Here is a 25243-nt window from a genome sequence, read left to right on the forward strand (position 1 = left end):
TCATCCCTGGGTCTTCTGGATAGCTTCGCGAAGCACCTGGCGGTCGTCGAAGGGACGGACCACTCCGGCGATGTCCTGGCCCTGCTCATGACCCTTGCCCGCGACCAGCACCGTGTCGCCCGGCTGTGCGCGGGCGACGGCCGCGGCGATCGCGGCGGCCCGGTCCTCGAAGACCTGGACCTCTCCGCGCTCGTACGCCGGTACCTCGGCGGCACCCGCGAGCATCGTGGCGAGGATCGCGAGGGGGTCCTCGGAGCGGGGGTTGTCCGATGTCAGTACGGCGGTGTCGGCGAGCCGGGCCGCGGCGGCGCCCATGGGCATCCGCTTGGTCTTGTCCCGGTCCCCGCCGCAGCCGAGGACGATGTGCAGTCGGCCCTCGGTGACCTTGCGCAGGGCCCGCAGCACGGACTCCACGGCGTCCGTCTTGTGCGCGTAGTCGACCACCGCGAGGTAGGGCTGTCCGGCGTCCACGCGCTCCAGCCGGCCCGGCACGCCCGGTACGGCGGCGATGCCGTCCGCGGCGGTCTGCGGGTCGAGCCCGGCGACGGCGAGGGAGACGATCGCGGCGAGCGTGTTGGCGACGTTGAAGGGGCCCGCGAGCGGCGACTTGGCGGTGATGCGCTCGCCCTTGGGGCCGACCGCGACGAAGACCGAGTCCATCGGGCCGACCTGGACGTCCTCGGCCCGCCAGTCGGCGTCCGGGTGGCCCTCCGCGGAGAACGTCACCACGGGCACCGCGGCTTCCTTGGCGAGCCTGCGTCCGTACTCGTCGTCGACGTTGACCACGCCGAGCCTGCTGCGTTCCGGCGTGAACAGCTGTGCCTTGGCCCGGAAGTAGTCCTCCATGTCGGAGTGGAACTCCATGTGTTCCGGGCTGAGGTTGGTGAAGACCGCGATGTCGAAGATGCAGCCGTCGACCCGGCCGAGGACCAGCGCGTGGCTGGAGACCTCCATGGCGACCGCGTCGACGCCGCGCTCGCGCATGACCGCGAACAGCGCCTGGAGATCGGTCGCTTCGGGCGTCGTGCGCTCCGACTTGATGCGCTCGTCGCCGATACGCATCTCCACGGTGCCGATGAGCCCGGTGCTGCGGACCGTCCTCAGACCGCCCTCGACGAGGTACGCCGTGGTGGTCTTGCCGGACGTACCGGTGATGCCGATCTGGAGCAGGTCGGGACCCGGGTGGCCGTAGATCGAGGCGGCCAGTTCACCCATCGTCCGGCGCGGGTCGTCGACGACGAGGACCGGCAGACCGGTGGCCGTCGCGCGCTCGGCACCCGTCGGGTCGGTCAGCACGGCGACGGCGCCGAGGCCGGCCGCCTGCGTCACGAAGTCGGCGCCGTGCATCCGGGCGCCGGGCAGCGCGGCGTAGAGATCGCCGGGGCGCACGGCCCGGGAGTCATGGGTGATGCCCGTGACCTCGACGGCGCCCTGGGCGCCCTGCGGCGCCGGAGCCGCCATCTGATCGGCGACCACCGCCACTAGCTCCGCGAGGGGTGTGGCGGAGTTCTGAACCGGTCGCGGCGGCCCCGGATATGTCACAGGAACGCCCTTCTGGGTGGTTTGGGACTGATCAGCGTGTGGCACGGCGGTGAGCGTACCGGGCACACCCCCGCCGGAGCGAAGCGAGGGGCGTGGCGGGGTGTGCGGCGTGCCGCGGTTCCCGGGGTCGGGAGTGATCGTTGTCACGAGCTGTTCCTGGTCGGTGATCCGGCGTGCTGGAGCATGGCGTTCCGGTCGGTGCCGATGAGGGCCCGGCCCGGGCTGGTGCGGGACTGGTCGGGGCTGGCGCGGGGCTGGTCAGGGACTGTTCAGGGTGTGAAAGTGACGGGGAGTCTGGCGGCCTGGGCCCCGGTGGGCGGCACCTGGAGGGTCTTCAGGGCGAACTCCAGGACCTCCTTGTAGACGGGCCCGCAGATCTGACCGCCGAAGTAGCTCCCCTTGGTGGCGTTCTGGATGGCGCAGTAGACGGTCACACGGGGGTTGTCCGCGGGCGCGAATCCGGCGAAGGAAGAGGTATAGCCGTGGTAGCGGCCGGTGGCCGGATCCACACGGTTGGCCGTGCCGGTCTTGCCCGCGACGCGGTAGCCGGGGATACGCGCCTTGGTGCCCGTACCCTCCCGGTCGTCCACGACGGACTCCAGCATCTGTGCCAGGGTCTTCGCCGTCTTCTCGCTGACGACCCGTGTCTCCTTGGGCTTGGCGGCCGGGGTGAAGCGCCCGTCGGGACCCTTCGTGCCGCGGACCAGGGTCGGTTCGATCCGGACGCCGCCGTTGGCGATCGTCGAGTAGACGGAGGCCGCCTGCATCGCGTTGATCGACACGCCCTGGCCGAAAGGAATCGTGTACTGCTGGGAGGTCGACCACTGGCCGGCGGGCGCGAGGATGCCCCTCGTCTCACCGGGGAAGCCGAGCCCCGTGTAGTCGCCGAGGCCGAACTTGCGCAGATACGAGTAGAGGACCTGGTTGGCCTCCTGCTGCGTCTTGCCCAGCTGGCCGGTCGCCAGGATGGTGCCGATGTTGCTGGACTTGGCGAGGACGCCGTTGAGCGTCAGGTACCAGGTCGGGTGGTCGATGTCGTCACGGAACAGCCGGTCGCCGCGGTGCAGCCGGTTGGGCACGGTCACGTGCGTCGCGGGCGTGGCGGCCTTCTCCTCCAGTACGGCGGCCATCGACATGACCTTGGCGGTCGAGCCGGGCTCGTAGGCGTCTTCGAGGCCCCAGTTGTGCAGGGCGTTCCCGTCGGCCTTGGAGAGGTCGTTGGGGTCGAAGCCGGGCGAGTTGGCCATCGCGAGGATCTCGCCGGTCCTGTTGTCCTGCACTATGACGTACCCGCGGTCCGCCTCGGACTCCTTCACCTGCTCGGTGATGGCGTTCTGGGCGGCCCACTGGATGTCGCGGTCGATGGTCAGCTCGACCTCGGAACCGGCCACGGCGGGCTTCTCGGTGGAGCCCGCGGTCGGCACCTGCCGGCCGCCGGACTGGGCGTAGCGGATCTCGCCGTCCTTGCCCGACAGCTCCTTGTTCAGCTGCTGCTCGATGCCGCCGCCGCCCTTGCCGTCGGCGTTGACCCAGCCCAGTATCCCGGCGCCGAGCTGGCCGTTCGGATAGACCCGCTTGCTGCTGGGTTCCTGGAGGACGCCCGCCAGGACGTTCACCTCCGACCCGTCCTCGCCCGCCTTGTCGGCGAGCGTGCTCTTCAGGTCCTTGATCTGCGTCCAGACCTGGGGGGTCTGGCGACGGGCGAGCACGACGTACCGGGTGTTCTTGGTGCGGAGCTTCGCGGCGAGTTCGTCGGGGTCCTTGTCGAGGATCGGGCCGAGCAGGGCGGCGGCCTGCTCGGGGGCGTCGCCGATCTTCGTCGCCTTCCGCGTGAACAGCGTGGGGTCGGCGGTGATGTCGTTGGCGTCCACGCTGATCGCCAGGTCGACGCCGTTGCGGTCGGTGATCCCGCCGCGCTCGGCGGCCAGGGTGCGGCTGAGGTACCGGTTCTTCTCGGCCTTGGCCGTGTACTCGCTCGCGTCGACGGCCTGCACCTGGAGGAGCCGGACGACGAAGGCGATCAGTACGAGGGCCAGGGCGAGGCTGACCAGGCGCAGCCGCGGGCGAGGGCTGCCGAGGCGGATGACACGCGGGCCCTGGCCCTGCCCCCGGGACGGAGCCGGACGGCGGGCGGGGCGTGCGCCCGGCCCCGGCCGCCGCTGGCTGCCGGGACGTACGGGCCTGGCGGGCGAGGGCACCCGGCGGCGCGGGGGTTCCCTGTCGGACACTTCCGTCACCTGCCGGGATTCGTAGCGGGCTGCGTGGGCTGGGGGGACGGCTCCGTGACCGGCTCGGCGACCGGTTCGGGTGCCACGGTGGGCACCGCGGACGTGGTGGGTGCCGGGGTCTCGGCGGGCGTCGGGGGCCCGGCGGGTGCCTGGCTCTCGGTGGGCGTCGGAGACGGTGGGGGCAGGAGCACGTCGGGCGGGCGGACCACGGGGACCGACACGGACGACTGCTCGGCGGCGGCGCTGGGAACACCGCGGACGCTGCCGTCGGGGTTGAGGAAGGCCGGGTCGCCGCCGGGCACCATGCCCAGCTCGCGGGCGCGGCGCTGGAGGGCGTCGGGGGCGGAGTAGGCGTCCACGTCCCGCTGGAGCGCCTGCTCCTCGTCGGTGAGGCTCTTGGTGTCCCGCTGGAGGTCGTCGAGCTGGAACGACCCTTCGCTGAGCGCGGAGTTCAGGACCAGGAGTCCGATCAGGCCGCCGCCGAGCAGCAGCACGACCAGGAGCACGAAGGGCGTGCGCGCGGCCTGTCCGGGGCCCGTGGGGAAGAGTCGCGCGAGCCGGGCCGCCCGCCCTCTCAGTTCGGGTCTGCTACTCACTCGCCCTCCCGCTGAGCCGGCGTTCCCGGTCGATGGGTCCGGGCCTGCGCCCCACGCGTCCGGTGAGTTCGGTTGTCCAACTCACACACCCTCCCGTCACTCGGCGTCCTCCCTGATGCGCTGCGCCCCGCGCAGCCGCGCCGGGGCGGCGCGCCGGTTCTCCGCGACCTCTTCCTCGGTGGGGAGTTCGGCACCGCGCGTCAGAAGCTTGAGCCGGGGCTGGTAGCGCTCGGGGACGACCGGCAGGCCGGGTGGTGCGGTGTTGGCGGCTCCCGCGGCGAACACCTGCTTGACCAGCCGGTCCTCCAGGGAGTGGTAGGCCAGCACGGCGATCCGGCCGCCGACGGCGAGCGACTTCACGGCGGCGGGGATCGCCCTCTCCAGGACGGTGAGTTCGCCGTTGACCTCGATGCGCAGCGCCTGGAAGGTGCGCTTGGCGGGGTTGCCGCCGGTGCGCTTGGCGGCCTGCGGCAGGGAGTCGCGGATCAGCTCGACGAGCCGCGCGCTGTTGCTGAAGGGCTCCTTGTCGCGTTCGCGCACGACCGCGGACACGATCCGCTTGGCCTGCTTCTCCTCGCCGTACGCCCTGAGGATCCGGACGAGTTCGCCCGCCGGGTAGGTGTTGAGCACCTCGGCCGCGCTGATGCCGGTCGTCTGGTCCATGCGCATGTCGAGCGGGGCGTCCTGGGCGTACGCGAAGCCGCGGTCCGCCTCGTCGAGCTGCATGGAGGAGACGCCGAGGTCGAAGAGGACGCCCTGGACGCGCGGGAGGTCCAGGCGGTCGAGCACGTCGGGGAGTTCGTCGTAGACCGCGTGCACCAAGGTGGCCCGGTCGCCGAAGGGGGCGAGCCGCTCCCCGGAGAGGCGCAGCGCCTCCTTGTCGCGGTCCAGCGCGACGAGACGGGCTTCCGGGAACCGGCCGAGCAGGGCCTCGCTGTGGCCGCCGAGGCCGAGCGTGCAGTCGACGACGACCGCTCCCGGCCTCTCCAGCGCTGGTGCCAACATGTCCAGGCATCGCTGGAGCATCACCGGAACATGTCGGCTCTGGGTCAAGGGGCCCTCTCAGGTCCGGCACCGCGCGCACGCACCGCCGGGTCCCCGCCCGCTCCGTGAAGGGGAGGTCTGCCGGCGCCGGAAGCGTCAGCCGACCGGGAGCGGGAGGAGGCCGAGCCGTACGTACGCGCCGCGCACGTGGGGAGATCCCGGCTCGTCACCGGTCCTCCGGGGGTAACAGTCCAGCAGGGAGAGCGTCCGTCCCCCGCTTTCGCGCCACTTTAGTCCACGGTCTCCCACGGTCAACGAACCGGCCTGCGCGTCGCGGCTCTCGGCCCGGATGAAGCACCAAACCGGGTTTTTCCACCCGTACGGGCGTAGCCGATCCACCCTTGTGGGTTACCTCACAACAACGCTCATTGATGTTCTTTGTCCCCTCTCACAGCAGGCCCGGACAGCGTGTGACCACTACCGTTATAGATATGACGACTTCCGCATCCGTTCCCACCGAGCCCGGAGACGCCATATCCAACGGCGGCACCGTCACCGACCGCCTCGTCGAGGCGAACGAGCGGTACGCCGCCGCGTTCACCGATCCCGGCATGGACGCCCGTCCGGTGCTGCACGTCGCGGTCGTGGCATGTATGGACGCCCGCCTCGACCTGCACGACGCACTGGGCCTGGAGCTCGGCGACTGCCACACCATCCGCAACGCGGGGGGCGTGGTCACCGACGACGTGATCCGCTCCCTCACCATCAGCCAGCGCGCGCTCGGCACCCGCAGTGTCGTACTGATCCACCACACCGGCTGCGGCCTGGAGTCCCTCACCGAGGACTTCCGGCACGACCTGGAGATGGAGGTCGGCCAGCGCCCGGCATGGGCCGTGGAGGCCTTCCGGGACGTCGAACAGGACGTGCGGCAGTCCATGCAGCGGGTGCGCACCTCTCCATTCCTTCTGCACACGGACGACGTACGTGGTTTCGTGTTCGATGTGAAGACGGGACTGCTGCGTGAGATAGACCCCACCTGACGCGAGTTGGACCCTCTCAAAGACCCCAGGCCGTGACATATCGCGGCCAGTTATCCACAGGCGAGTGACACGAACAGGTAACGGCAACAAGAATGCGGGTGTGGCGTCACGCGGAACTATTCGCGCGTGGTGTCCGTGTTTCGGGGTGGGCCGGTCCGCATCGCAGAGCGTCGGCCCGGGAAAGAACGGGCCGAGGAGGGCCGGGTGACGACCTATGACGATCGAGCGAGCCTTACAGATCTGACCGCCACTGTGGAGAGAGTCCGCAGTTCGGTGGAGGAAGTGATCGAGGGCAAGCCTGAGGTCGTACGGCTTTCGCTGACCGTACTGCTCGCCGAGGGGCATCTTCTGATCGAGGATGTCCCCGGCGTCGGCAAGACCATGCTGGCCAAGGCACTTGCGCGGTCCATCGACTGCTCGGTGCGGCGTATTCAGTTCACGCCCGACCTGCTGCCCTCGGACATCACAGGTGTGTCCATCTGGGATCAGCAGCGCAGGGACTTCGAGTTCAAACCGGGTGCGATCTTCGCGCAGATCGTGATCGGCGACGAGATCAACCGCGCGTCGCCCAAGACGCAGTCGGCGCTTCTGGAGTCCATGGAGGAGCGCCAGGTAACCATCGACGGCACGACCTACGAGCTGCCCAGCCCGTTCATGGTGGTGGCCACGCAGAACCCGGTCGAGATGGAGGGCACCTACCCGCTGCCGGAGGCGCAGCGCGACCGTTTCATGGCCCGGGTCTCCATCGGCTATCCCAGCGCGGAGGCCGAGCTGCAGATGCTGGACATCCACGGCGGTGCGTCCCCCTTGGACGACCTCCAGCCGGTGGCGCATGCGCACGAGATCGTGAAGCTCATCGACGCGGTGCGCAACGTCCACGTCGCCGACCCGGTGCGGCGGTACGCCGTGGACCTGGTCGCCGCCACGCGTACGCACCCGGACCTGAGACTCGGCGCCTCGCCGCGTGCCACGCTGCACCTGCTGCGCGCGGCGAAGGCGTCGGCGGCCCTCAGCGGCCGGGAGTACGCGCTGCCGGACGACATCCAGGCCCTCGCGGTGGCGGTCCTGGCCCACCGGCTGCTGCCCACCGCCCAGGCTCAGTTGAACCGTCGTACGGCCGAGCAGGTCGTCCTGGAGATCCTCCAGCGCACGCCCGTGCCCGCGGCGCCCCAGTCGCCGAGCGGTCTGGGGATGGGCCGGGGCTCGTCCGCCTTCGGCCAGCAGCCGCCCCGGAGGCTGTGATGACCACCGGGGGGATGCCGACGGCGCAGGCCGAGGAGGACAAGGGCGGGCTGCGTACGGCACTCGCCGGTCTCACCACGCGCGGGCGGTCCTTCCTTGCCGCCGGCATCGCGGCCGCGATCTGCGCGTACGTCCTGGGGCAGAGCGATCTGCTCCGGGTCGGACTGCTGCTCGCGGTCCTGCCGCTGGTCTGCGCGACCGTGCTGTACCGCACGCGCTACCGGGTCGCCGGCAGCCGTCGTCTCTCCCCCGGGCGGGTGCCCTCGGGGTCCGAGGCGCGGGTCCATCTGCGGATGGACAACGTCTCGCGGCTGCCCACCGGCCTGCTGATGCTCCAGGACCGGGTTCCGTACGTGCTGGGGCCGCGGCCCCGGTTCGTACTGGACCGGGTCGAGGCGGGCGGCCGTCGCGAGGTGTCCTACCGGGTGCGCTCGGACCTGCGCGGCCGCTATCCGCTGGGGCCCCTGCAGCTACGGCTCAGCGACCCGTTCGGGATGTGCGAACTGACCCGCTCCTTCTCGACCTACGACACCCTGACCGTCATCCCGCGCGTGGAGGCGCTGCCGCCGGTGCGGCTGACGGGCGAGGCGAAGGGGTACGGCGACGGGCGGCAGCGCTCGCTGGCCCTGGCCGGCGAGGACGACGTGATACCCCGCGGCTATCGCTACGGCGACGATCTGCGCCGGGTCCACTGGCGTCTGACCGCGCGCTACGGCGAGTTGATGGTGCGCCGCGAGGAGCAGCCGCAGCGGTCCCGCTGCACGGTGCTCCTGGACACCCGGGGCATCGCCTTCGACGGCGCCGGCCCGGACTCTGCCTTCGAATGGGCGGTGTCGGGTACGGCGTCCACGCTGGTGCACATGCTCGAGCGGGGCTTTTCGGTACGGCTGTTGACCGACACCGGCACCTCGGTGCCCGGCGAGGGCGCCGACGGATTCGCCGGAGCCAGCCAGGAATCCGCGGACGCCGCCGGGCTGATGATGGACACCCTCGCGGTGATCGACCACTCCGACGGTACGGGCCTGTCACGGGCGTACGACGTTCTGCGGGGCGGCAACGAGGGGCTGCTGGTGGCCTTCCTCGGCGACCTGGACGAGGAGCAGGCGACCGTGCTCGCCAAGATGCGTCAGCGCAGCGGCGGGGCCGTGGCCTTCCTGCTGGACAGTGAGACGTGGGTGCGCGGCGCGGCCGACGAACAGAGCGAGGAGCGGCTTCGGATGCTGCGCGAGGCGGGCTGGACCGCCCTGGCCGTACCGCCGGGCACGGGCCTGGCCGACCTGTGGCGGGAGGCCGACCGACAGCGCAACGGGGTCGCGTCGACGGGAAGCACGGCAGGGGGCGGTGGCTCATGAGCGGGCGCGCGCGACTCGCGCTGTGCGCCGTGGCGGCGACACTGATGGCGTCCGGCGCGCTGCTGCCGCTGGTCGATCCGGCGACCTGGATCCTTCAGGCGGCGTTCCTGCTCGCGGTGCAGACCGCGGTGGGTGCGGCGACCCGGCGGGTGCCGCTGGCGCGGGCCGTGACGATCGCGGTACAGGCGCTCGTGACCCTGACACTGCTGACACTGTTCTTCGCCCGCGAGCAGGCCATCATCGGGCTCGTCCCCGGCCCGGAGGCGTTCCGGCACTTCGGGGAGCTGCTGCAGGCCGGCGGTGACGACGTCGGGCGGTACTCGATCCCGGCTCCGCTGTCCCCCGGTATCCGGCTGATGCTGGTCGGCGGGGTCGTGGTCATCGGACTCGCGGTGGACGCCCTCGCGGTGACGTTCCGCAGCGCGGCCCCGGCCGGACTGCCGCTGCTCGCGCTGTACTCGGTCGCCGCGGGCCTCTCGGAGGGCGGTGGCGCCAGCTGGCTGTGGTTCGTCATGGCGGCGGCCGGCTATCTGGTGCTGCTGCTGGCCGAAGGACGTGACCGGCTCTCGCAGTGGGGCCGGGTCTTCGGCGGCGGAACCCGGGCTCCGGGGACGGACGCCTCGGCGGGCGCGGTCGCGCCGATCCGCACGGGGCGGCGCATCGGTGCCGTCGCGCTCGGCATCGCCCTGGTGGTGCCGCTGGCCCTGCCCGCGCTCGACGGCGGCCTGCTGGACGGCACCGGGGCCGGCGTAGGCACGGGTTCCGGCGGTGGCGGCACGATCTCCGCGGTGAACCCGCTGGTCTCGCTCCGCGACAGCCTGAACGTGGACGAGGACCGCGAGGTCATGTCGTACCGCACCAACTCCGAGGAGACGCAGGACCTCTATCTGCGGATCGTCTCGCTCGACGAGTTCGACGGCACGGCGTGGAAGCCGGCCAAGCGCCATGTCGAGGACGTCCCCGGGTCGTTCCCGACACCGCCGGGCCTCAGTGACGACGTCCGGCGCACCGAGATCCAGACGAGGATCTCCGCGGCGGACTGGTACGCGCAGGACTGGCTGCCCATGCCCTACCCCGCCAGCGCGGTGGGGCTCGGCGGCAAGTGGCGGTACGAGCCCGTGGGCCGCACGCTCGTGGGCGACCACGGGCAGACCACCCGCGGCCTGGAGTACACGGTCAAGAGCCTGATAGTGCAGCCGACCGCGGAGCAGCTCGCCAACGCGCCGGAGGCACCCACGGCGCTGAGGCGCGAGTTCACCAAGGTCCCCGGGTCGCTGCCGCCGGTGGTGGCGGAGACGGCACGCGACGTCACGGCCGGCTCGGCGAACAACTACGAGCGCGCGGTGAAGCTCCAGGACTGGTTCGCCCTGGACGGCGGCTTCACGTACGACACGGAGGTGCAGGTCGGCAGTGGGTCGCAGGCCATAGCGCGCTTCCTGAGGGACAAGGAGGGCTTCTGCGTCCACTTCTCCTTCGCGATGGCCTCGATGGCCCGCACGCTGGGCATCCCGGCCCGCGTCGCGGTGGGCTTCACACCGGGCTCGCCACAGGCCGACGGCACGAACTCGGTGGGCCTGCGGGACGCGCACGCCTGGCCCGAGCTGTACTTCGAGGGCGTGGGCTGGACCCGCTTCGAGCCGACCCCGAACCGGGGCACGGTTCCGGAGTACACCCGCACGGACACGCCTGGCACCACGCTCCCCAACCCGGACCTCCCCTCGCGCTCCTCGTCCTCGGCGCCGTCCGCCGAACCGTCGAGCAGCGAGAGCTGCACGGCGGCGGAGAAGAAGCTGGAGCAGCCCTGCGGCAGCGAGTCTCCGCAGGCGGCGTTCGGATCGACGGACGACGGACCGCCGTGGTTCGCGATCCTCGGGTTCACCCTGGCGGGGCTCGCCGCACTGGCGGTGCCGCTGCTGCCGATGCTGTGGCGGATGAGGGCCCGGTCCGTGCGGCTCGGCTCGCACGGGCGCACGGAGGAGGATGCCGCGGCTGCCACCCTGGCCGCCTGGCAGGAGGTGACCGATACGGCGTGGGACTTCGGTATCGCGCCGGACGACTCCCAGACGCCCCGCAAGGCGGCGGCACGGATCGTCCGCATCGGGCATCTCGAACCCGAGGCCGCGGCCTCCGTCCACCGGGTCGCCGACGCGGTGGAGCAGGTCCTGTACGCGCCACGGCCCCGGCCGACCGCCGGTCTCGCCGATGACGTACGCCGGATGACCGCGGGCCTGCACGCCACGGTCAGCCGCGGTACGAGGCTGCGCGCACTGCTCGCACCGCGCTCGGCCGTACGGGTGGCGTGGGCGGCTTCCGAGGGCTGGATCGCGCTGAAGTCCCGGGCCACGGCCCGCTGGACGGCGGTCGTACGCCGCCCGTCGGGACGTCCGTCGGAGCAGAGCAGCGGCTGAGCTGAGAGACCGTCCGGCTCGGCAAGCCGGAAGGGGGTGTCCACCCGGAGTCGGGTGGACACCCCCTTTGCTTTCGCTGTGCGGCGCCCCTGACTGAATGCTGGGCGCTCCTGAATGTTGGGCGGTCCTGAGCGTGCGGCGGCCCTGAGTCTGCGGCGCCCGTGGGTCCCGGCCGCGGCTGAGTCCCAGCCCTGGCTGAGTCCCGGCCGCGGCCGGGCGCGCTGAAGGGGCGGCCACCTGAAGGTGGTCACCCCTTACGTGCGTACGTCTGTCGGCCCGGGCCCGGAGGCTACTGGCCGCCTTCGTCTCGGCGCTTCTGCCAGCGCTGTTCGATGCGATCCATCATGGAGCGCCGCTGCCGGCCCTGACGACGGGCCTGCGGAGCGCCCGGCGCACCCGCTGCGGGCTGTTCGCCCGGCTTGGGGGCCTTGCGCCAACCGGTGACGGCGAGCACCGCGCAGCCCAGCATGACGAGAAAACCCACCACGCTGACCCAGATCTGCTGTGCGACCATTCCGGCCATGAGGAGCGCGATACCTACGAGGAAGCCGGCGACCGCCTGGTAGACCCGTCGCCGGGTGTACGTACGCAGCCCGCTTCCCTCAAGCGCTGTCGCGAACTTGGGATCTTCGGCGTACAGCGCTCGCTCCATCTGCTCGAGCATTCGCTGCTCGTGCTCCGAGAGCGGCACGGCGTCCTCCTCATCGTGCAGTCGCCGGGGCGACCGGGGGTCCCCTTCAGGATAGGCAGGGAATCGCCCCCGTGAAACCCGCCCCTCTGCGCCAATTCGCCAACCGGAACCCGCCATGGCGTTCCGATCCACTGAGGCGTAGATTCCCCAGCGACCGGCCCGTCATGCCGGACGGTCTCCCTCGATCATACGGCTCCGAGCGCCCGATCGGGGGGCCTGTGGCGTACTCCATCTGCCGTCGCGCCCCTGATCAGCGGCGCGCCTCCACAGCTCCCTCACGGGAGACGGCTCAGGTCTCGGTGGTCTCGCGGGTCTCACCGAGCACATGGAGCTGCGTCGCCACGGAGTGGAAGGCGGCGAGTTCGGCCGCCGCGGCCTCCAGCTTGAGCAGGGCGTCCAGGGCTCCGGGTTCGGTGTCCACGAGGACGCCGGGCACCAGGTCCGCGAAGACCCGTACGCCGTGCACGGCACCGACGCGCAGGCCCGCGCCCTCGACCAGACCGGTGAGCTGGTCGGCCGTGAAGCGCCGCGGTACGGGATCACCCTCGCCCCAGCGGCCGTCCGGGTCACCGAGGGCGTGCCGGGCCTCCGTGAAGTGCCCGGCGAGGGCGCGCGCGAGCACCGCGCCGCCGAGTCCGGCGGCGAGCAGGCTGAGCACGCCCTCGGGGCGCAGGGCCCCGACCGCGTTGCGCAGACCCTCGGCGGGATCGTCCACGTACTCCAGGACGCCGTGGCAGAGCACCGCGTCGTAGCCGCCGCGCTCGACGACGTCGAAGAGGCCGTGGGCGTCGCCCTGGACGCCCTGGACTCGGTCGGCGACGCCTGCTTCGGCGGCCCGGCGCTCCAGCGCGAACAGCGCGTTCGGGCTGGGGTCCACGACGGTGACGCGGTGGCCGAGGCGGGCGACGGGCACAGCGAAGTTGCCGCTGCCGCCTCCGGTGTCGAGGACGTCCAGCGACTCCCGGCCCGCGGCCTTGACCCGGCGGTCGAGGGCGTCCTTCAGAACGTCCCAGACGACGGCGGTACGCAGAGAGGCGCGGGGGCGCGAGGGGTCGGAGTGCGGCGATGTCGGTTGAGGGCGGTGGGGGGAGACGGGCGGGCGCATCGGGTCCGACACGGCAGTTGACTCCTCGGCACGGCCGCCGCCCTTGCGTACGGCGGAGCGATGGGGCGATGGGGATACCTCCCCCGCCCTGTCCGGCGCCGGGGAGATGCAGGCGTCCCAACCCTATTGCCTCGCGCACCACCGCCGGCCCTCCGTCTCGCGCGCCGGACGCCGCCCGCCTGCGGCCCCGCCCTGCCGGGCGAACCCGCCGGGCGAACCGGCGGGGCGGACCGGCACAGCGAACCGGCGGACCTGGCCGAACCGACCGGCCCGGCACCGAGCGACACGGCGGGCAGCCGCACCGGGCCGGACAGAAGCCGGGCTGGACAGAAGCCACGCCCGACAGGAGCCGCACCGAACGGCCTGGGCGGCCTCCGGCGCCCCGACACCGACCCGCAGCACACCGGGCATCCCCGACCGGCCAACAGGCCCGCACGGGCCCGCACAGGCCCACGGAGACGGTCTCCGGCGGCTCCTGGCGACATCCCGGCCACGGCCCCGGTCGCGGCCCCGACCTCGGTCCCGGACGCCGTTCATCCCGCGTCCGGCACGTCCGGCACATCCGGCACGCCCTGATCGGGCTCCCGGTCTGACTCCTGCCGCGGCTGCGGCAGAACAGGCTGGAGCACCAGCATGCGCTCGACGAGGCGGAGGAACATCGCCACATCGCGCAGCAGGTCGTCCGCGTCACGGGTGGTCGCCGCGCCCTGGATGCCGGCCTCGGCGCGAGCGCGGCGGCGGGCACCGGCGGCGAACAGCGCGCTCCACTCGGCGAGTTCGGGCGCTATCTCGGGGAGCACTTCCCAGGCGCTCCGGATCTTGGCCCGGCGCCTCGCGCTGGGCTCCGGGCGCCCGCGGGCGGCGAGCACGGCTGCGGCGGTGCGCAGGGCGGCGAGATGGGCCGTGGCATACCGCTCGTTCGGCGTTTCCAGCAGGGCTGCCTCGTCGAGTCCGGCACGGGCCTGGGCGAGCAGGTCGAGGGCGGCGGGCGGGGCCGTGGCCCGGCGGAGCACGGGGTGCACATCGCTCGCCGGGCCGTTCAGTGAGGGGGCAGGGCCGGTGGCGCGTCGCCGACGGGCGGCGGCTGCGTGGTAGGTGGCCATGACGAACCTCCTGTCGTCTGTGTGACGGCTCTGTGGCCGTATGTGTCCATCGTGAGGTATGCCACTGACAATCCGTTCTGACCTGGGCTTTTGCCTCGATCACAGGTTCGGTATAGCTTTTGCACTGACCAGTCAGTTCAAAAACCCGGTCGGCTCAAGGGCCCGGAGGGTGGGGGAAGTTGTGGACGGTCCGCACGGACTCGGCGTAAGGGCCGAGGACTTCGGGCTCAAGGGGCCCCGCGGGTGGGCGTTCCGCGGCATCGGCGTCGACGCGGAGCCCGGCTCGCTGATCGCGATCGAGGGGCCGTCGGGCTCGGGGCGTACGTGTCTGCTGCTCGCGCTCACCGGGCGGATGAAGGCCACCGAGGGGCACGCGCGGGTCGGGCAGTCGGAGTTGCCGAAGCAGATGGCGGCCGTCCGCCGGTTCAGCGCGCTGGCCCATGTGCCCGGTGTCACCGACCTGGAGCCCGCTCTGTCCGTAGCCGAGCACCTTCGGGAACGGGCCCTGCTCCAGCGGCGGTTCGGCGGTTCCGTGCGCGGACTGCTGCGGCCTCGATCGGAGCGGGTGACGGAGGCGCGGCTGCGCGTCGACAGCGCGCTGGCCGCCGCCGGGCTCGACCGGGAGGCCCTGCCCAAGGGGTCCCGGACCGCGGTGCGCGACCTGGAACGCGTCGAAGCGCTGCGTCTCTCCGTGGCGCTCGCCCTGATCGGCCGTCCCCGGCTGCTGGGCATCGACGACACCGACCTGAAGCTCTCACAGGCCGAACGAGCCGAGGTCTGGGCCCTGTTGCGCTCCCTGACCGAGGCCGGGACCACGGTCGTGGCGGTGTGCAACGAGGCCCCCGAGGACGCGGTCGTGGTGTCCACGGGGCCGGCCGACGGACAGACCCGCCAAGACGAGGACGACACGGACGACACGGAAGACAAGGAGACCGCGGATGCTGCGCTCGCCGAAGCTGGCCGCGCTTGAGCTCAGGCGCTTCGGCAGGGGAAGGCTCCCGCGCGCGGCCCTGGTCGCGCTCCTGCTGCTGCCCCTGCTGTACGGCGCCCTCTACCTGTGGTCGTTCTGGGACCCGTACGGCCGTCTCGACCGCATCCCCGTGGCGCTCGTGAACGACGACAAGGGGGCGACGGCGGCCGACAAGAAGATCGTGATGGGCGACGAGATCACCAAGGGGCTGCGCGAGAGCAAGACCTTCGAGTGGCACGAGGTGAGCTCCGCCGAGGCCCGCGAGGGCGTCGAGAACGGCAGTTACTACCTGTCGTTGACCATGCCGTCCGACTTCAGCAGGCGGATCGCCTCCAGTTCGGGCGACTCTCCGGAGACGGGCGCCCTCCAGGTGCGTACGAACGACGCGAACAACTACATCGTCGGGCAGATCTCGCGGACCGTCTTCGCGGAGGTGCGTACTGCCGCCTCGACCAAGGCGTCGCGGTCGTTCCTCGACAAGATCTTCGTCTCGTTCTCCGACATCCACGGGGAGACCACGAAGGCCGCGAAGGGGGCCGACACGCTCAAGGGCGGGATCGGGAAGGCCAAGAAGGGCTCGAAGGACCTCGCGGACGGCCTGAAGGACGCGGAGGCGGGCAGCGGCAAGCTCTCCGCCGGCCTGAAGAAGCTCGACAAGGGCGCGGGCGACCTGGAGGACGGTTCGCGGCAGGTCTCGGAAGGGACGCAGACGCTCGCGGACAAGGTCAACGGCGTCGCGGACAAGGTGGGGCCCTTCCTTAAGGGCAACGAGAAGGAGATCGGCGACACGGCTCAGCTCGTCGCGGACTCCGCCGCTGCGATCCGCCGCAACCTCGACACCCTGGTGAAGACGGCCCCGACGGCCGCCGAGGACGCCCACACGGCCTCAGACACGCTGAACGCCGTCTACAAGGCACGCTGCGAGACCCTGCCGCTGCCCGACGCCGCCTGCCCCGAGCTGAAGAAGGCCAAGGAGGCCGCCGCCGACGTGGCGAAGGTCGCCGACGACGTCAACACACTGGTGGCCGGCCAGGACGGCGACCTGGACACGCTCGACAAGCATCTGGCCGCCCTGGAGAAGCAGGCCCAGGCGCTGGCCGACCGCTCGCCGCACCTCTCCGAGGACCTCGCCACGACCGTCTCCAAGGTCAACGCGCTCAACAAGGGGGCCGGAAAGGTCGCCAAGGGGGCGAAGACACTGCACACGGGGCTCGGCACGGCCAAGTCCGGCGCGGCCGACCTGGACACCGGTGTCGGCGAACTCAGTACGGGAGCGGGCGACCTCGAAGGGGGCATGTACAAGCTCGTCGACGGCTCGGGGAAGCTCGCCGGCGGACTGCACGACGGCGCCGGCCGGATCCCCGACTACGACAAGAGCGACCGGGACCGGCGCACCGAGGTCATGGCCGACCCCGTACAGCTCGCTTCGAAGGATCTGCACAAGGCGCCCAACTACGGCACCGGTTTCGCCCCGTACTTCATTCCGCTCTCCCTGTGGGTGGGCGCGATGGTGGCCTACATGCTGATTCCGCCGCTCAACCGGCGCGCGCTCGCGGCGGGCTCCTCCGCCTGGCGCATCGCGCTGGCGGGCTGGCTGCCGGTGGCCGCCCTGGGGGCGCTCCAGACGGTCGCGCTGATGTCCGTGCTGCACTGGGGAATCGGTCTGGAAATGGCGCGGACGGCCGGGACGGTGGGCTTCCTGTTCCTGGTGACGGCCTGCTTCGCGGCGATCGTGCAGTGGCTGAACGCCCGCTTCGGAGCGGCCGGCCGGATCCTCGTCCTCGCCTTCCTGATGCTGCAGCTGACGTCGGCGGGCGGCACGTATCCCGTGCAGACCAGTCCGGGGTTCTTCAACGCGATCCACCCCTTCATGCCGATGAGTTACGTCGTCGACGCCCTCAGGAGGCTCATCACGGGCGGCGGCCTCGGGCCGGTCTGGCAGGCGTGCGCCGTCCTCGCCGCGTTCACCGCCGGCGCCCTCGCGCTCACCGCCGTGTCCGCGCGGCGACGGCAGGTATGGACCCTCGACCGACTGCACCCGGAGCTGAGCCTGTGACAATCGGGGCCATGGAAAGCAGCAGGACGGTGGACAGCGGCGGCGGCCGGAGACAGGCGACCCGGCAGAAGCTCTACGAGGCGGCGGTGACCCTCATCGCGGAACAGGGCTTCTCGGCCACGACGGTCGACGAGATCGCCGAACGCGCCGGTGTGGCCAAGGGCACCGTCTACTACAACTTCGCGAGCAAGTCCGTCCTCTTCGAAGAGCTCCTCCGGCACGGAGTGGGACTGCTGACCGCGTCCCTCCGGGAGGCGGCGGAGGGGACCGCCCGGGACGGCGGCAGCAAGGTCGACGCGCTGGACGCGATGATCCGGGCGGGCCTCGTCTTCATCGACCGCTACCCGGCCTTCACACAGCTGTACGTGGCGGAGCTGTGGCGCACCAACCGGGCCTGGCAGTCCACCCTGATGGTGGTCCGTCAGGAGGCCGTCGCGGTCGTCGAGAACGTCCTGCGCGACGGGATCGCCAACGGCGAGCTGAGCGACGAGATCGACACCCCGCTGACGGCGTCGGCGCTGGTCGGCATGGTGCTCGTGGCGGCCCTGGACTGGCAGGCGTTCCAGCCGGAGCGCTCCCTGGACGACGTCCACTCGGCGCTGTCCCGGCTGCTCCAGGGAAGGGTCAGCGGGGACGGGCTCGGACACAAATGAAGCGCCGGTCCGAAGTGGCCGCGTCCCCCGCGGGCCACGCCGGACCGGCGCCCCTTCTGTGCTCCCCCGTGTTTCCCCGTACTCCCCGTTGGTTCCCCCGTTCCGGTCTCCCCCGGGTCCCCCCGTGTCTCGCTCCCGCCGAGTTTCTCGGCGGAAGGAGCGGACAAGGGCGCTGCACCGTTCCGCCGCCCCGTGTCGGCGGTACCGGAGCCGCGCCCCTTTCCGTGCCTCTACTCTCTCGTTCACGCAGGTCGGCACCCATCCGCGCGCGTACTCAACTCACTCCCTAGGTACGGATACTCAGCCGTACGCACTCATGCCCAGGACGCGCCGTTGCCGACTGGTTACGATCGCCTCCGTGTCCGTACTCCCCCTGGTCTTCACCAGCGGCTGGGCCAGCGGCATCAACGCGTACGCGGTGGTGCTGCTCCTCGGCCTCTTCGGCGCGACCGGGCTGACCGACGAGGTGCCCGAGTCGCTGCAGCGCCCCGAGGTCCTCATCGCGGCGGGCGTCCTGTTCGCCTGCGAGGCCGTCGCCGACAAGATCCCGTACGTGGACTCGGTGTGGGACAGCGTCCACACCGTGATCCGCCCGGTCTCCGGGGCCGTCGTCGCGGCGCTGCTGGCCGGGCAGAGCGGTTCGCTGTCCGAGCTGGCGGCCGGGGCGATCGGCGGCTCGTCGGCGCTTGCCAGCCATGTCGTCAAGGCCGGGACGCGGATGGCGGTCAACACCTCGCCGGAGCCGTTCAGCAACTTCGTGCTGAGCACCGCCGAGGATCTCGGTGTCGCCGGGATCATCACGTTCGCGATGTTCAACCCGCAGGCCGCGGCGATCATCGCGGCCGTCCTGCTGGTGACCGGTCTGGTGGTGCTCTACTTCCTGGTCTCGCGGATCAGACGGTTCCTGCGCCGCAGGGCCCAGCGCCGCGAGGAGAAACGGCTCGCGGAACGGGTGGGGCGCCCGCCGGGCTGACCCCGGACCGACCTCCGGCTGCCCCGGTCGGCCCGGGGCGGCCCCTGCCGCACAGGCCCGGAGACCGGTTGTCAGTGGCGGCCGATAAAGTCCCTGGCATGGCACGAATTGCGGTGATCGGCGCAGGCATGGGCGCGATGGCGGCCGCCGCCCGGCTGGCCGTCGCGGGCCACCGGGTGGTGGTGTACGAGCGCGCGGCGACGTACGGCGGGGCGGTGGGCCGCTTCGAGCGCGACGGCTTCGCCTTCGACACCGGCCCGGGACTGCTCCAACTGCCCGCGGTCTACCGCGACCTGTTCGTCAAGACGGGCAAGGAGCCGCTGGAGGCCTGCGTCGACCTGGTCCAGGTCGACCCGGCGGCACGGCACGTCTTCGCCGACGGCACGGAGGTCTCGCTGCCCAACGCCTCCCGCGCGGGCGTCGTCTCGGCCCTGGACGAGGCCCTCGGGGCAGGCGTGGGCGAGCGCTGGGGCGACTTCCTGGTCCGGGCGCGCGAGGCCTGGGACCGGACGCGCCGCCCGCTCCTGGAGGAGCCGCTGTGGCCCAACTGGCAGGTCCTGGCCGAGCGTGAGCCCTACCCCGCGCTGCGGCAGCGCCGGCTGCTGCGCACCCGCACGGCACGGACCCTCGCGGAGGTCGGCGCGTGGGAGCTGGCCGACCCCCGCCTCGCCGCCCTCCTGGAGAGCCACGCGCTCGCGTACGGCCTGGACCCGCACACCGCCCCGGCGAGCGCGGCGGTCCTGCCGTACATGGAGCACGCCTTCGGCGCCTGGTATCTGCGCGGCGGAATCCGGGAGTTGGCGCGCGCCGTGCACGAGCGGTGCGTGGCCCGCCGGGTGGAGTTCGTCTTCGACGCCGAGGTCGTCTCGGTCACGGAGAAGGACGGCCGGGCCACGGGCGTGGAGCTGCGTGACGGGACCGTCGCCGAGGCGGACTTCGTCGTGGGCGGCCCGCCGAAGCTGCTGGAGTCCCTGACGGGTCGCGACAGTCTGTACGAGGGGGACGTGCCCGAGTCGCACCCCGCGTCCCTGACCTGCGGCAAGGTCGTCGTCTGCCTGGCGCTGCGCGGCCCGCGCGAGCCCGGAGCCGTACACCGCACGGTGGTTCACACGACGGACCCTGCCGACGAGCGGAACGTCTTCGGGACCGGAAAGCCTGCGGAGCGGCCCACCGTGTGGGTGGACCAGCCGGACGACGCGCTGCTGCGGCCGGACGACGACCACGAGTCCATGGTGCTCACGGCGACGGTGCCGTCCCTGGCGCACTACGACTGGACCGCCGAGGGTGCCGCCGACGCCTTCGCCGACCGCATGGTCACGGCCGCCGAGCGAGCGGTACCGGGCCTGCGCGAGCGCGTGCTGTGGCGCGAGGTGCGCACCCCCGTGGACACCGAGCGGGAGACCGGTGCCGGGGACGGCGCCGTGCCCGCTCCCGCGCTGGCCGGTGCGGACGGCACACTGCTGAGGCCCGCCAACAGCACCCGTGTACCGGGCCTGTTCACGGTCGGCGGCTGGGCGCACCCCGGCGGCGGACTGCCGCACGCGGGGATGTCCGGCGCGCTGGTCGCCGGACTCGTCGTGGAGGGACCGGACTTCCGGGGCTCGCAGTGAGTGACGGCGACGGGGCGACGACCGGGGCACGCTGAGCCCCGGTCGGCACCGGCTCATTCAGAACCGTTGCTTCTGGATCATTCAGAACCGTTACTGCCGGCTCGCTCAGAACCGGTACTGCTCGTCGTACCCGCCGCCCTGCTGTCCGTTGCCGCCATTGGTCCCGTTGTTCCCGTTGCCGTCGTACGGATACGACTGCTCCGGCGGGAGTTCGCCGCCGTACTGGTCCTCGGTGTTGCGCTGCTGAGGCACCCACACACCGCCGGCCGGGGTCTCGCTGACGTAACCACCGTTGGTGGCGTACGGGTCCTGGGTGTAGCCCTGCTGCGTGTACTGCTGCTGCGAGGCGTCGTAGGGCTGGCCGTACGACGCGGCGTCATAGGCCTGCGTGCCGATGTACGGGTCGGAGTAGGCGGCGTACTGCTGTTGCTGCCCGGTGTCGTAGCCGTACTGCTGCTGGTCGTAGCCGGAGTAGCCGTCGTACGAGTAGTTCTGGCCGAGCGGGTCCTGGCCCTGCTGTCCCTGGGCCTGCGCGGCTGCCGCGTAAGCCGGGTCGGTGGCGGCGGCGTAGGCGGCGTCGCTGTAGACGCCGTACTGGCCGGTGTCGTCGGGCAGCGGCTGCGGTTCGTACACGGAGGTCGACTCGGCGGCGGTCGCGGGGCGTTGTCCGAAAACGGAGTCGTCGCGCCCGTAGGGATCGTCCTGGCCGAAGTCCTGGCTGGGAAACGTCGTGGTCTCCGCGGCGTGCAGGTCGGAGACCTCCAGCGTCGGGTCCTTGCGCTCCTCGCCGCGGCGGCGCTTGCTGGCGCCCCCCGAGCGGCCACCGCCGAGGCCGTTGACGGCCCAGCCGGAAGCGAATCCGCTGCGGAACGAGAGGGTGACGTACGTCTGCCCGACGGCGAAGGCCGCGGCACCCAGGCCGATGACCAGTACGTTCGGAATCAGGACACCGAGGACCACTCCGAGGAAGCCGGCGAAGGCGAGCAGCCGCCAGCGCAGCCGTGCCTTGTACTGCAGCAGTACCTCGCCGAGCAGCCATAGCGCGACGATGCCGAATGCGATGTAGAGGACCGTCCAGCCCATGTACGCCCCTCTCCCAGGTGGCCGCTACGCAGTGTGTCGTACGACGATGCGGCCGGTCTAGGCCTGCTGTGGGTGATGCAGGCCCAGGTTCTCGTAGATTTCCAGCGTCGCGGTGGAGTTGTTCAGCGTAATGAAATGCAGTCCGGGGACTCCCTCGGCCAGCAGCCTCGCGCAGAACTCCGTGGCGAACTCGATGCCAATGGAGCGTACAGCCGCCGGATCGTCTTTGGCTGTGAGGATCCGCTCTTTAAGGGCGTCCGGGATCGAGGCGTTGCTGAGCTTGGGCAACCGCTCCAGCATCTTCACGCTGGTCACCGGCATGACCTCGGGGATGACCGGGGTCTCGCAGCCCGCCGAGCCGACCCGGTCACGCAGCCGCAGATACGACTCCGGCTGGAAGAACATCTGCGTGATCGCGTAGTCCGCGCCGGCCCGGCACTTGTCGACGAAGTGCGCGACGTCACGGTCCCAGTCGGCCGAGCGCGGATGCATCTCGGGGAAGGCCGCGACGCCCACGCAGAAGTCGCCGGATTCCTTGATGAGCCGGACGAGTTCGGCCGCGTACGTCAGGCCCTGGGGGTGTGCCACCCAGTCGGCCATCGGGTCGCCGGGCGGGTCTCCGCGCACGGCGAGCATGTTGCGGATCCCGGCGTCCGCGAACTGGCCGATGATGTTGCGCAGCTCGGCGATGGAGTGGTTGACCGCGGTGAGGTGGGCGACCGGGGTCAGGGTCGTGTCGGCGACGATCTGCTCGGTCTCCCTGACCGTGCCCGCCCGGGTCGAACCGCCCGCGCCGTAGGTCACCGACACGAAGTCGGGGGCCACGGCCTCGACCCGGCGCAGCGCGTTCCACAGGTTCCGCTCGCCCTTCGGGGTCTTCGGCGCGGAGAACTCGAACGAGTACGTCTCCTTGCCGGTCGCGAGCATGTCACGCACCGTGCGTGCGCGGTCCGTCCTGGTGGAAGCAGATCCGAGGGCCATACCCGCAGGTTAGTCAGGGGTCGACGGTCCCCCAACCGGATCCGGGAAATTTGCCCGATTTGTCGACTTGTTGTCCACCACTCGGACAACTGCCCACTCGGTCGGGCACACCCCCGGGCACCTGCCTCAGGTCACCTACGCGTGGCGCAGGCGCTTTGCGAACTCCGCCGCCGCCGCGCCCGGATCGTCGGCCTCGGTGATCGCCCGTACGACGACGACGCGGCGGGCGCCCGCTTCGAGCACCTCGTCGAGGTTGCCGAGGTCGATGCCGCCGATGGCGAACCAGGGGCGATCCGTGGCGAGCGCGGCCGTGTACCGGACCAGCGGGAGGCCCGGCGCGTGGCGGCCGGGCTTGGTGGGGGTGGGCCAGCAGGGGCCGGTGCAGAAGTAGTCCACGCCCTCCTGGACGGCGGCGGCCCCGGCCTCGGAATCGGCGTGCGTGGAGCGGCCGATCAGGACGTCGTCGCCGAGGATCGCGCGGGCGGCGGGCACCGGAAGGTCGCCCTGGCCCAGGTGCAGCACGTCGGCGCCGATGGCGTGGGCGACGTCCGCCCGGTCGTTCACCGCGAGCAGCTTGCCGTGCCGGCGGCAGGCGTCCGCGAGGACGGCGAGGTGCTCCAGCTCCTCGGCCGCCTCCATGCCCTTGTCCCGCAGCTGCACGATGTCCACGCCGTTCGCCAGGACCGCGTCCAGGAAGTCGGCGAGGTCGCCCTGGCTCCTGCGGGCGTCCGTGCAGAGGTACACCCGGGCGTCGGCGAGCCGGGCGCGTGCGGTGGATTCGGGCATGCGTGGGTCCCCCGTGTCGTGTCGGTGGCGTACGGGCCGTGAGGATCGCGGCCCGTACGCCGGACGGCGTGATCAGGTCAGACGGCGAGCGCCTGGGCGCGACGCTTCACCTCCGTGCCGCGATTCTCGCTCAGAGCCTGCGCGGGCGTACCGGGCAGGCTCTCGTCGGGGGTGAAGAGCCACTCGAGCATCTCTTCGTCGGTGAAGCCGTCGTCCCGCAGGAGCGTCAAGGTGCCGGTCAGGCCCTTGACGACCTTCTGCTCGGCCCCGTCGATGAATGCGGCGGGGACGTGCAGCGCGCGGTTCTCACCACGGCGTACGGCGATGACCTGGCCTTCCTTGACCAGTTGCCGAACGCGGGTCACCTCGACGCCGAGCAGTTCGGCGATGTCGGGGAGGGTGAGCCAGGCGGGGACGAGAGCATCGATCTTTGCGTCAATCTCGGTCACGAACACAAGCCTGCCATCTCGGACTGACAGTCGGTACCCGGGCCGGTGCGACCGTGTCACGCCCGCGGCCCCGCAGACATCGGACGGCCCTCCGACCGGGCGACCCGACGGAGCACCACGGCAGAGCGCTCAGGCGGTCGCGCCCTTGAGCGGCAGCGCGGGATCCGACAGGAGCCCGGAATCCATCGGCGTGCCCGCCTCGATCAGCCGCTTGCCCTGTGCCAGGTCCCGAGGCCGTCCTACCGCCAGGACCGCGGCCAGGCGGCCCTCGCGGAGCCAGCACACCGACCAGGACGGCCCGGCCGGGTCCCCGCGCCACACCATGGCGTCGGCGGTCGCGTGATGGCCCGCGTACTGGACGAAGCGGCCGAACTGCTCGGACCAGAAGTACGGCACGGGGTCGTACGCGACGGACGTCTCGCCGACGATGTTCGCGGCGACCGTGCGCGGGCCCTGGAGGGCGTTGTCCCAGTGGTGGACCAGCAGGCGCTCGCCGTAGCGGCCGGACGGGAACGAGGCGCAGTCGCCGACCGCGTACACGTCCGGGGCGGAGGTGCGCAGGTGGTCGTCCGCGACGATCTCGCGACGGGCGCCGAGCTCGATCCCGGAACCGGCCAGCCAGGCCGTGGCGGGCCGCGCCCCGATGCCCACGACGACGGCGCCCGCTGGCAGCCGCGAGCCGTCGTCGAGCACCACCTCGCCGGGCTCGACGTGCTCCACGCGCGCGTGGGTGCGCAGCACCGCCCCGCTGTCCGCGTACCAGGCGGCCATCGGAGCGGCCACCTCCTCGGGCAGCACACCGGCGAGCGGCCGGTCGGCGGCCTCCACGACGGTCACCGCGCAGCCCGCCTCGCGCGCCGCCGTCGCGAACTCGGCGCCGATCCAGCCCGCGCCGACCACCACGATGTCGTGCTGCCGGGCGAGGACGGGGCGCAGCCGCTCGGCGTCGTCGAGCGTGCGCAGCAGATGGACGCCGGGTACGCCCTGGGCGCCCGGCAGTTGGATCGGCTCGGCGCCGGTGGCGATGACCAGGACGTCGTACGGAACCGGGCCGTCGACCGTGTCGAGTTCGTGCCGCGAGGGGTGCACGCCGGTCACTTCGAGCCCCAGGCGGAGCTCCACGTCGAGCGCTTCGAAGTCGACGTCGAAGGCGGAGTCCTCGGCCTTGCCGAGCAGTACGGCCTTGGACAACGGGGGCCGGTCGTACGGCTGGTGGGGCTCCGCGCCGATCAGGGTCACGCTTCCGGTGAAGCCCCGTTCCCGCAGGGCGACGGCGGTCTGTACGCCTGCCATGCCCGCCCCGACGATCACGGCGCTCCGTCGCGCCACCGGGTTCCGTCCCTGCGTCTGCTCACTCACACGATCACCATAGACACTGGTGAAATCGTCGG

General features: G+C 71.7%; 21 protein-coding genes. 9 read left to right on the top strand and 12 right to left on the bottom strand.

Features of this window, described 5'->3' with window-relative positions; translation table 11 throughout:
- From ACN20J_RS14625 to rsmH, 4 genes are all read right to left on the bottom strand, one after another.
- Entirely contained in the window at window positions 1–1689 is a 1689-nt protein-coding gene (locus ACN20J_RS14625; protein ID WP_419666040.1) for a UDP-N-acetylmuramoyl-L-alanyl-D-glutamate--2,6-diaminopimelate ligase, read from the bottom strand.
- 122 nt (window positions 1690–1811) lie between these two features.
- Entirely contained in the window at window positions 1812–3770 is a 1959-nt protein-coding gene (locus ACN20J_RS14630) for a penicillin-binding protein 2 (RefSeq protein ID WP_308437148.1), read from the bottom strand.
- Between the two features lie 5 nt (window positions 3771–3775).
- Complete coding sequence (locus ACN20J_RS14635; RefSeq protein WP_419666041.1) at window positions 3776–4366, bottom strand: FtsB family cell division protein; 591 nt, start codon at window positions 4364–4366, stop codon at window positions 3776–3778.
- Window positions 4367–4462: 96 nt separating this feature from the next.
- Window positions 4463–5419, bottom strand: coding sequence for a 16S rRNA (cytosine(1402)-N(4))-methyltransferase RsmH (rsmH, locus tag ACN20J_RS14640; RefSeq protein WP_419666042.1), 957 nt, complete (start codon window positions 5417–5419; stop codon window positions 4463–4465).
- Between the two features lie 422 nt (window positions 5420–5841).
- On the opposite strand from rsmH, the gene ACN20J_RS14645 reads away from it, so the two are divergent.
- The 4 genes from ACN20J_RS14645 to ACN20J_RS14660 all read left to right on the top strand — a co-directional run bounded on the left by ACN20J_RS14645 (window position 5842) and on the right by ACN20J_RS14660 (window position 11392).
- Window positions 5842–6390: a beta-class carbonic anhydrase gene (locus ACN20J_RS14645; protein ID WP_055612089.1), complete on the top strand. Its 549-nt coding sequence runs from the start codon at window positions 5842–5844 to the stop codon at window positions 6388–6390.
- A gap of 204 nt (window positions 6391–6594) precedes the next feature.
- Window positions 6595–7632, top strand: coding sequence for an AAA family ATPase (locus tag ACN20J_RS14650; protein WP_055612088.1), 1038 nt, complete (start codon window positions 6595–6597; stop codon window positions 7630–7632).
- Window positions 7632–8984 (top strand): DUF58 domain-containing protein, encoded by a 1353-nt coding sequence (locus tag ACN20J_RS14655; RefSeq protein WP_055612087.1) that lies wholly within the window; start codon window positions 7632–7634, stop codon window positions 8982–8984. Before ACN20J_RS14650 ends, ACN20J_RS14655 begins: the two co-directional genes overlap by 1 nt.
- Window positions 8981–11392 carry a transglutaminase TgpA family protein gene (locus tag ACN20J_RS14660; RefSeq protein ID WP_419666043.1) on the top strand — a complete coding sequence of 804 codons (2412 nt, stop codon included), beginning with the start codon at window positions 8981–8983 and terminating at the stop codon, window positions 11390–11392. The genes ACN20J_RS14655 and ACN20J_RS14660 overlap by 4 nt, the downstream gene beginning before the upstream one ends.
- Before the next feature lie 289 nt (window positions 11393–11681).
- On the opposite strand, the gene ACN20J_RS14665 is transcribed toward ACN20J_RS14660, so the two are convergent.
- From ACN20J_RS14665 to ACN20J_RS14675, 3 genes are all read right to left on the bottom strand, one after another.
- The gene (locus tag ACN20J_RS14665) at window positions 11682–12083 is read right to left on the bottom strand and encodes a DUF3040 domain-containing protein (protein WP_189840297.1); all 402 of its coding nucleotides are present in this window, start codon (window positions 12081–12083) and stop codon (window positions 11682–11684) included.
- A gap of 289 nt (window positions 12084–12372) precedes the next feature.
- The gene (locus ACN20J_RS14670) at window positions 12373–13200 is read right to left on the bottom strand and encodes a class I SAM-dependent methyltransferase (protein WP_189840296.1); all 828 of its coding nucleotides are present in this window, start codon (window positions 13198–13200) and stop codon (window positions 12373–12375) included.
- Between the two features lie 521 nt (window positions 13201–13721).
- Window positions 13722–14291 carry an SAV_6107 family HEPN domain-containing protein gene (locus tag ACN20J_RS14675; protein WP_361997417.1) on the bottom strand — a complete coding sequence of 190 codons (570 nt, stop codon included), beginning with the start codon at window positions 14289–14291 and terminating at the stop codon, window positions 13722–13724.
- A 169-nt stretch (window positions 14292–14460) separates the two neighbouring features.
- On the opposite strand from ACN20J_RS14675, the gene ACN20J_RS14680 reads away from it, so the two are divergent.
- From ACN20J_RS14680 to ACN20J_RS14700, 5 genes are all read left to right on the top strand, one after another.
- The gene (locus tag ACN20J_RS14680; protein WP_361997420.1) at window positions 14461–15261 is read left to right on the top strand and encodes an ATP-binding cassette domain-containing protein; all 801 of its coding nucleotides are present in this window, start codon (window positions 14461–14463) and stop codon (window positions 15259–15261) included.
- Window positions 15233–17317 carry a YhgE/Pip family protein gene (locus tag ACN20J_RS14685; protein WP_419668882.1) on the top strand — a complete coding sequence of 695 codons (2085 nt, stop codon included), beginning with the start codon at window positions 15233–15235 and terminating at the stop codon, window positions 17315–17317. The genes ACN20J_RS14680 and ACN20J_RS14685 overlap by 29 nt, the downstream gene beginning before the upstream one ends.
- Before the next feature lie 11 nt (window positions 17318–17328).
- Entirely contained in the window at window positions 17329–17970 is a 642-nt protein-coding gene (locus ACN20J_RS14690) for a TetR/AcrR family transcriptional regulator (RefSeq protein WP_189840293.1), read from the top strand.
- Between the two features lie 358 nt (window positions 17971–18328).
- Window positions 18329–18943, top strand: coding sequence for a DUF4126 domain-containing protein (locus ACN20J_RS14695; RefSeq protein WP_189840292.1), 615 nt, complete (start codon window positions 18329–18331; stop codon window positions 18941–18943).
- Between the two features lie 98 nt (window positions 18944–19041).
- The gene (locus ACN20J_RS14700) at window positions 19042–20553 is read left to right on the top strand and encodes a phytoene desaturase family protein (RefSeq protein WP_419666044.1); all 1512 of its coding nucleotides are present in this window, start codon (window positions 19042–19044) and stop codon (window positions 20551–20553) included.
- Window positions 20554–20658: 105 nt separating this feature from the next.
- Here the strand turns inward: ACN20J_RS14700 and ACN20J_RS14705 are convergent, their stop codons facing one another.
- From ACN20J_RS14705 to ACN20J_RS14725, 5 genes are all read right to left on the bottom strand, one after another.
- Window positions 20659–21636 carry a hypothetical protein gene (locus tag ACN20J_RS14705; protein ID WP_189840290.1) on the bottom strand — a complete coding sequence of 326 codons (978 nt, stop codon included), beginning with the start codon at window positions 21634–21636 and terminating at the stop codon, window positions 20659–20661.
- A 57-nt stretch (window positions 21637–21693) separates the two neighbouring features.
- Complete coding sequence (gene metF, locus ACN20J_RS14710; protein WP_189840289.1) at window positions 21694–22617, bottom strand: methylenetetrahydrofolate reductase [NAD(P)H]; 924 nt, start codon at window positions 22615–22617, stop codon at window positions 21694–21696.
- Window positions 22618–22752: 135 nt separating this feature from the next.
- A complete protein-coding gene (gene thiE / locus ACN20J_RS14715) occupies window positions 22753–23403 on the bottom strand; it encodes a thiamine phosphate synthase (RefSeq protein WP_419666045.1) in 651 nt (216 codons plus the stop codon).
- Between the two features lie 77 nt (window positions 23404–23480).
- Window positions 23481–23852, bottom strand: a complete 372-nt coding sequence (locus tag ACN20J_RS14720; protein WP_189840287.1) for an Rv2175c family DNA-binding protein — start codon at window positions 23850–23852, stop codon at window positions 23481–23483.
- A 129-nt stretch (window positions 23853–23981) separates the two neighbouring features.
- Window positions 23982–25211, bottom strand: coding sequence for an NAD(P)/FAD-dependent oxidoreductase (locus ACN20J_RS14725; RefSeq protein ID WP_419666046.1), 1230 nt, complete (start codon window positions 25209–25211; stop codon window positions 23982–23984).
- Window positions 25212–25243: the final 32 nt, after the last annotated feature.

The organism is Streptomyces sp. 2-1 (genome assembly GCF_048564895.1).
GTDB lineage: Bacteria > Actinomycetota > Actinomycetes > Streptomycetales > Streptomycetaceae > Streptomyces > Streptomyces phaeochromogenes.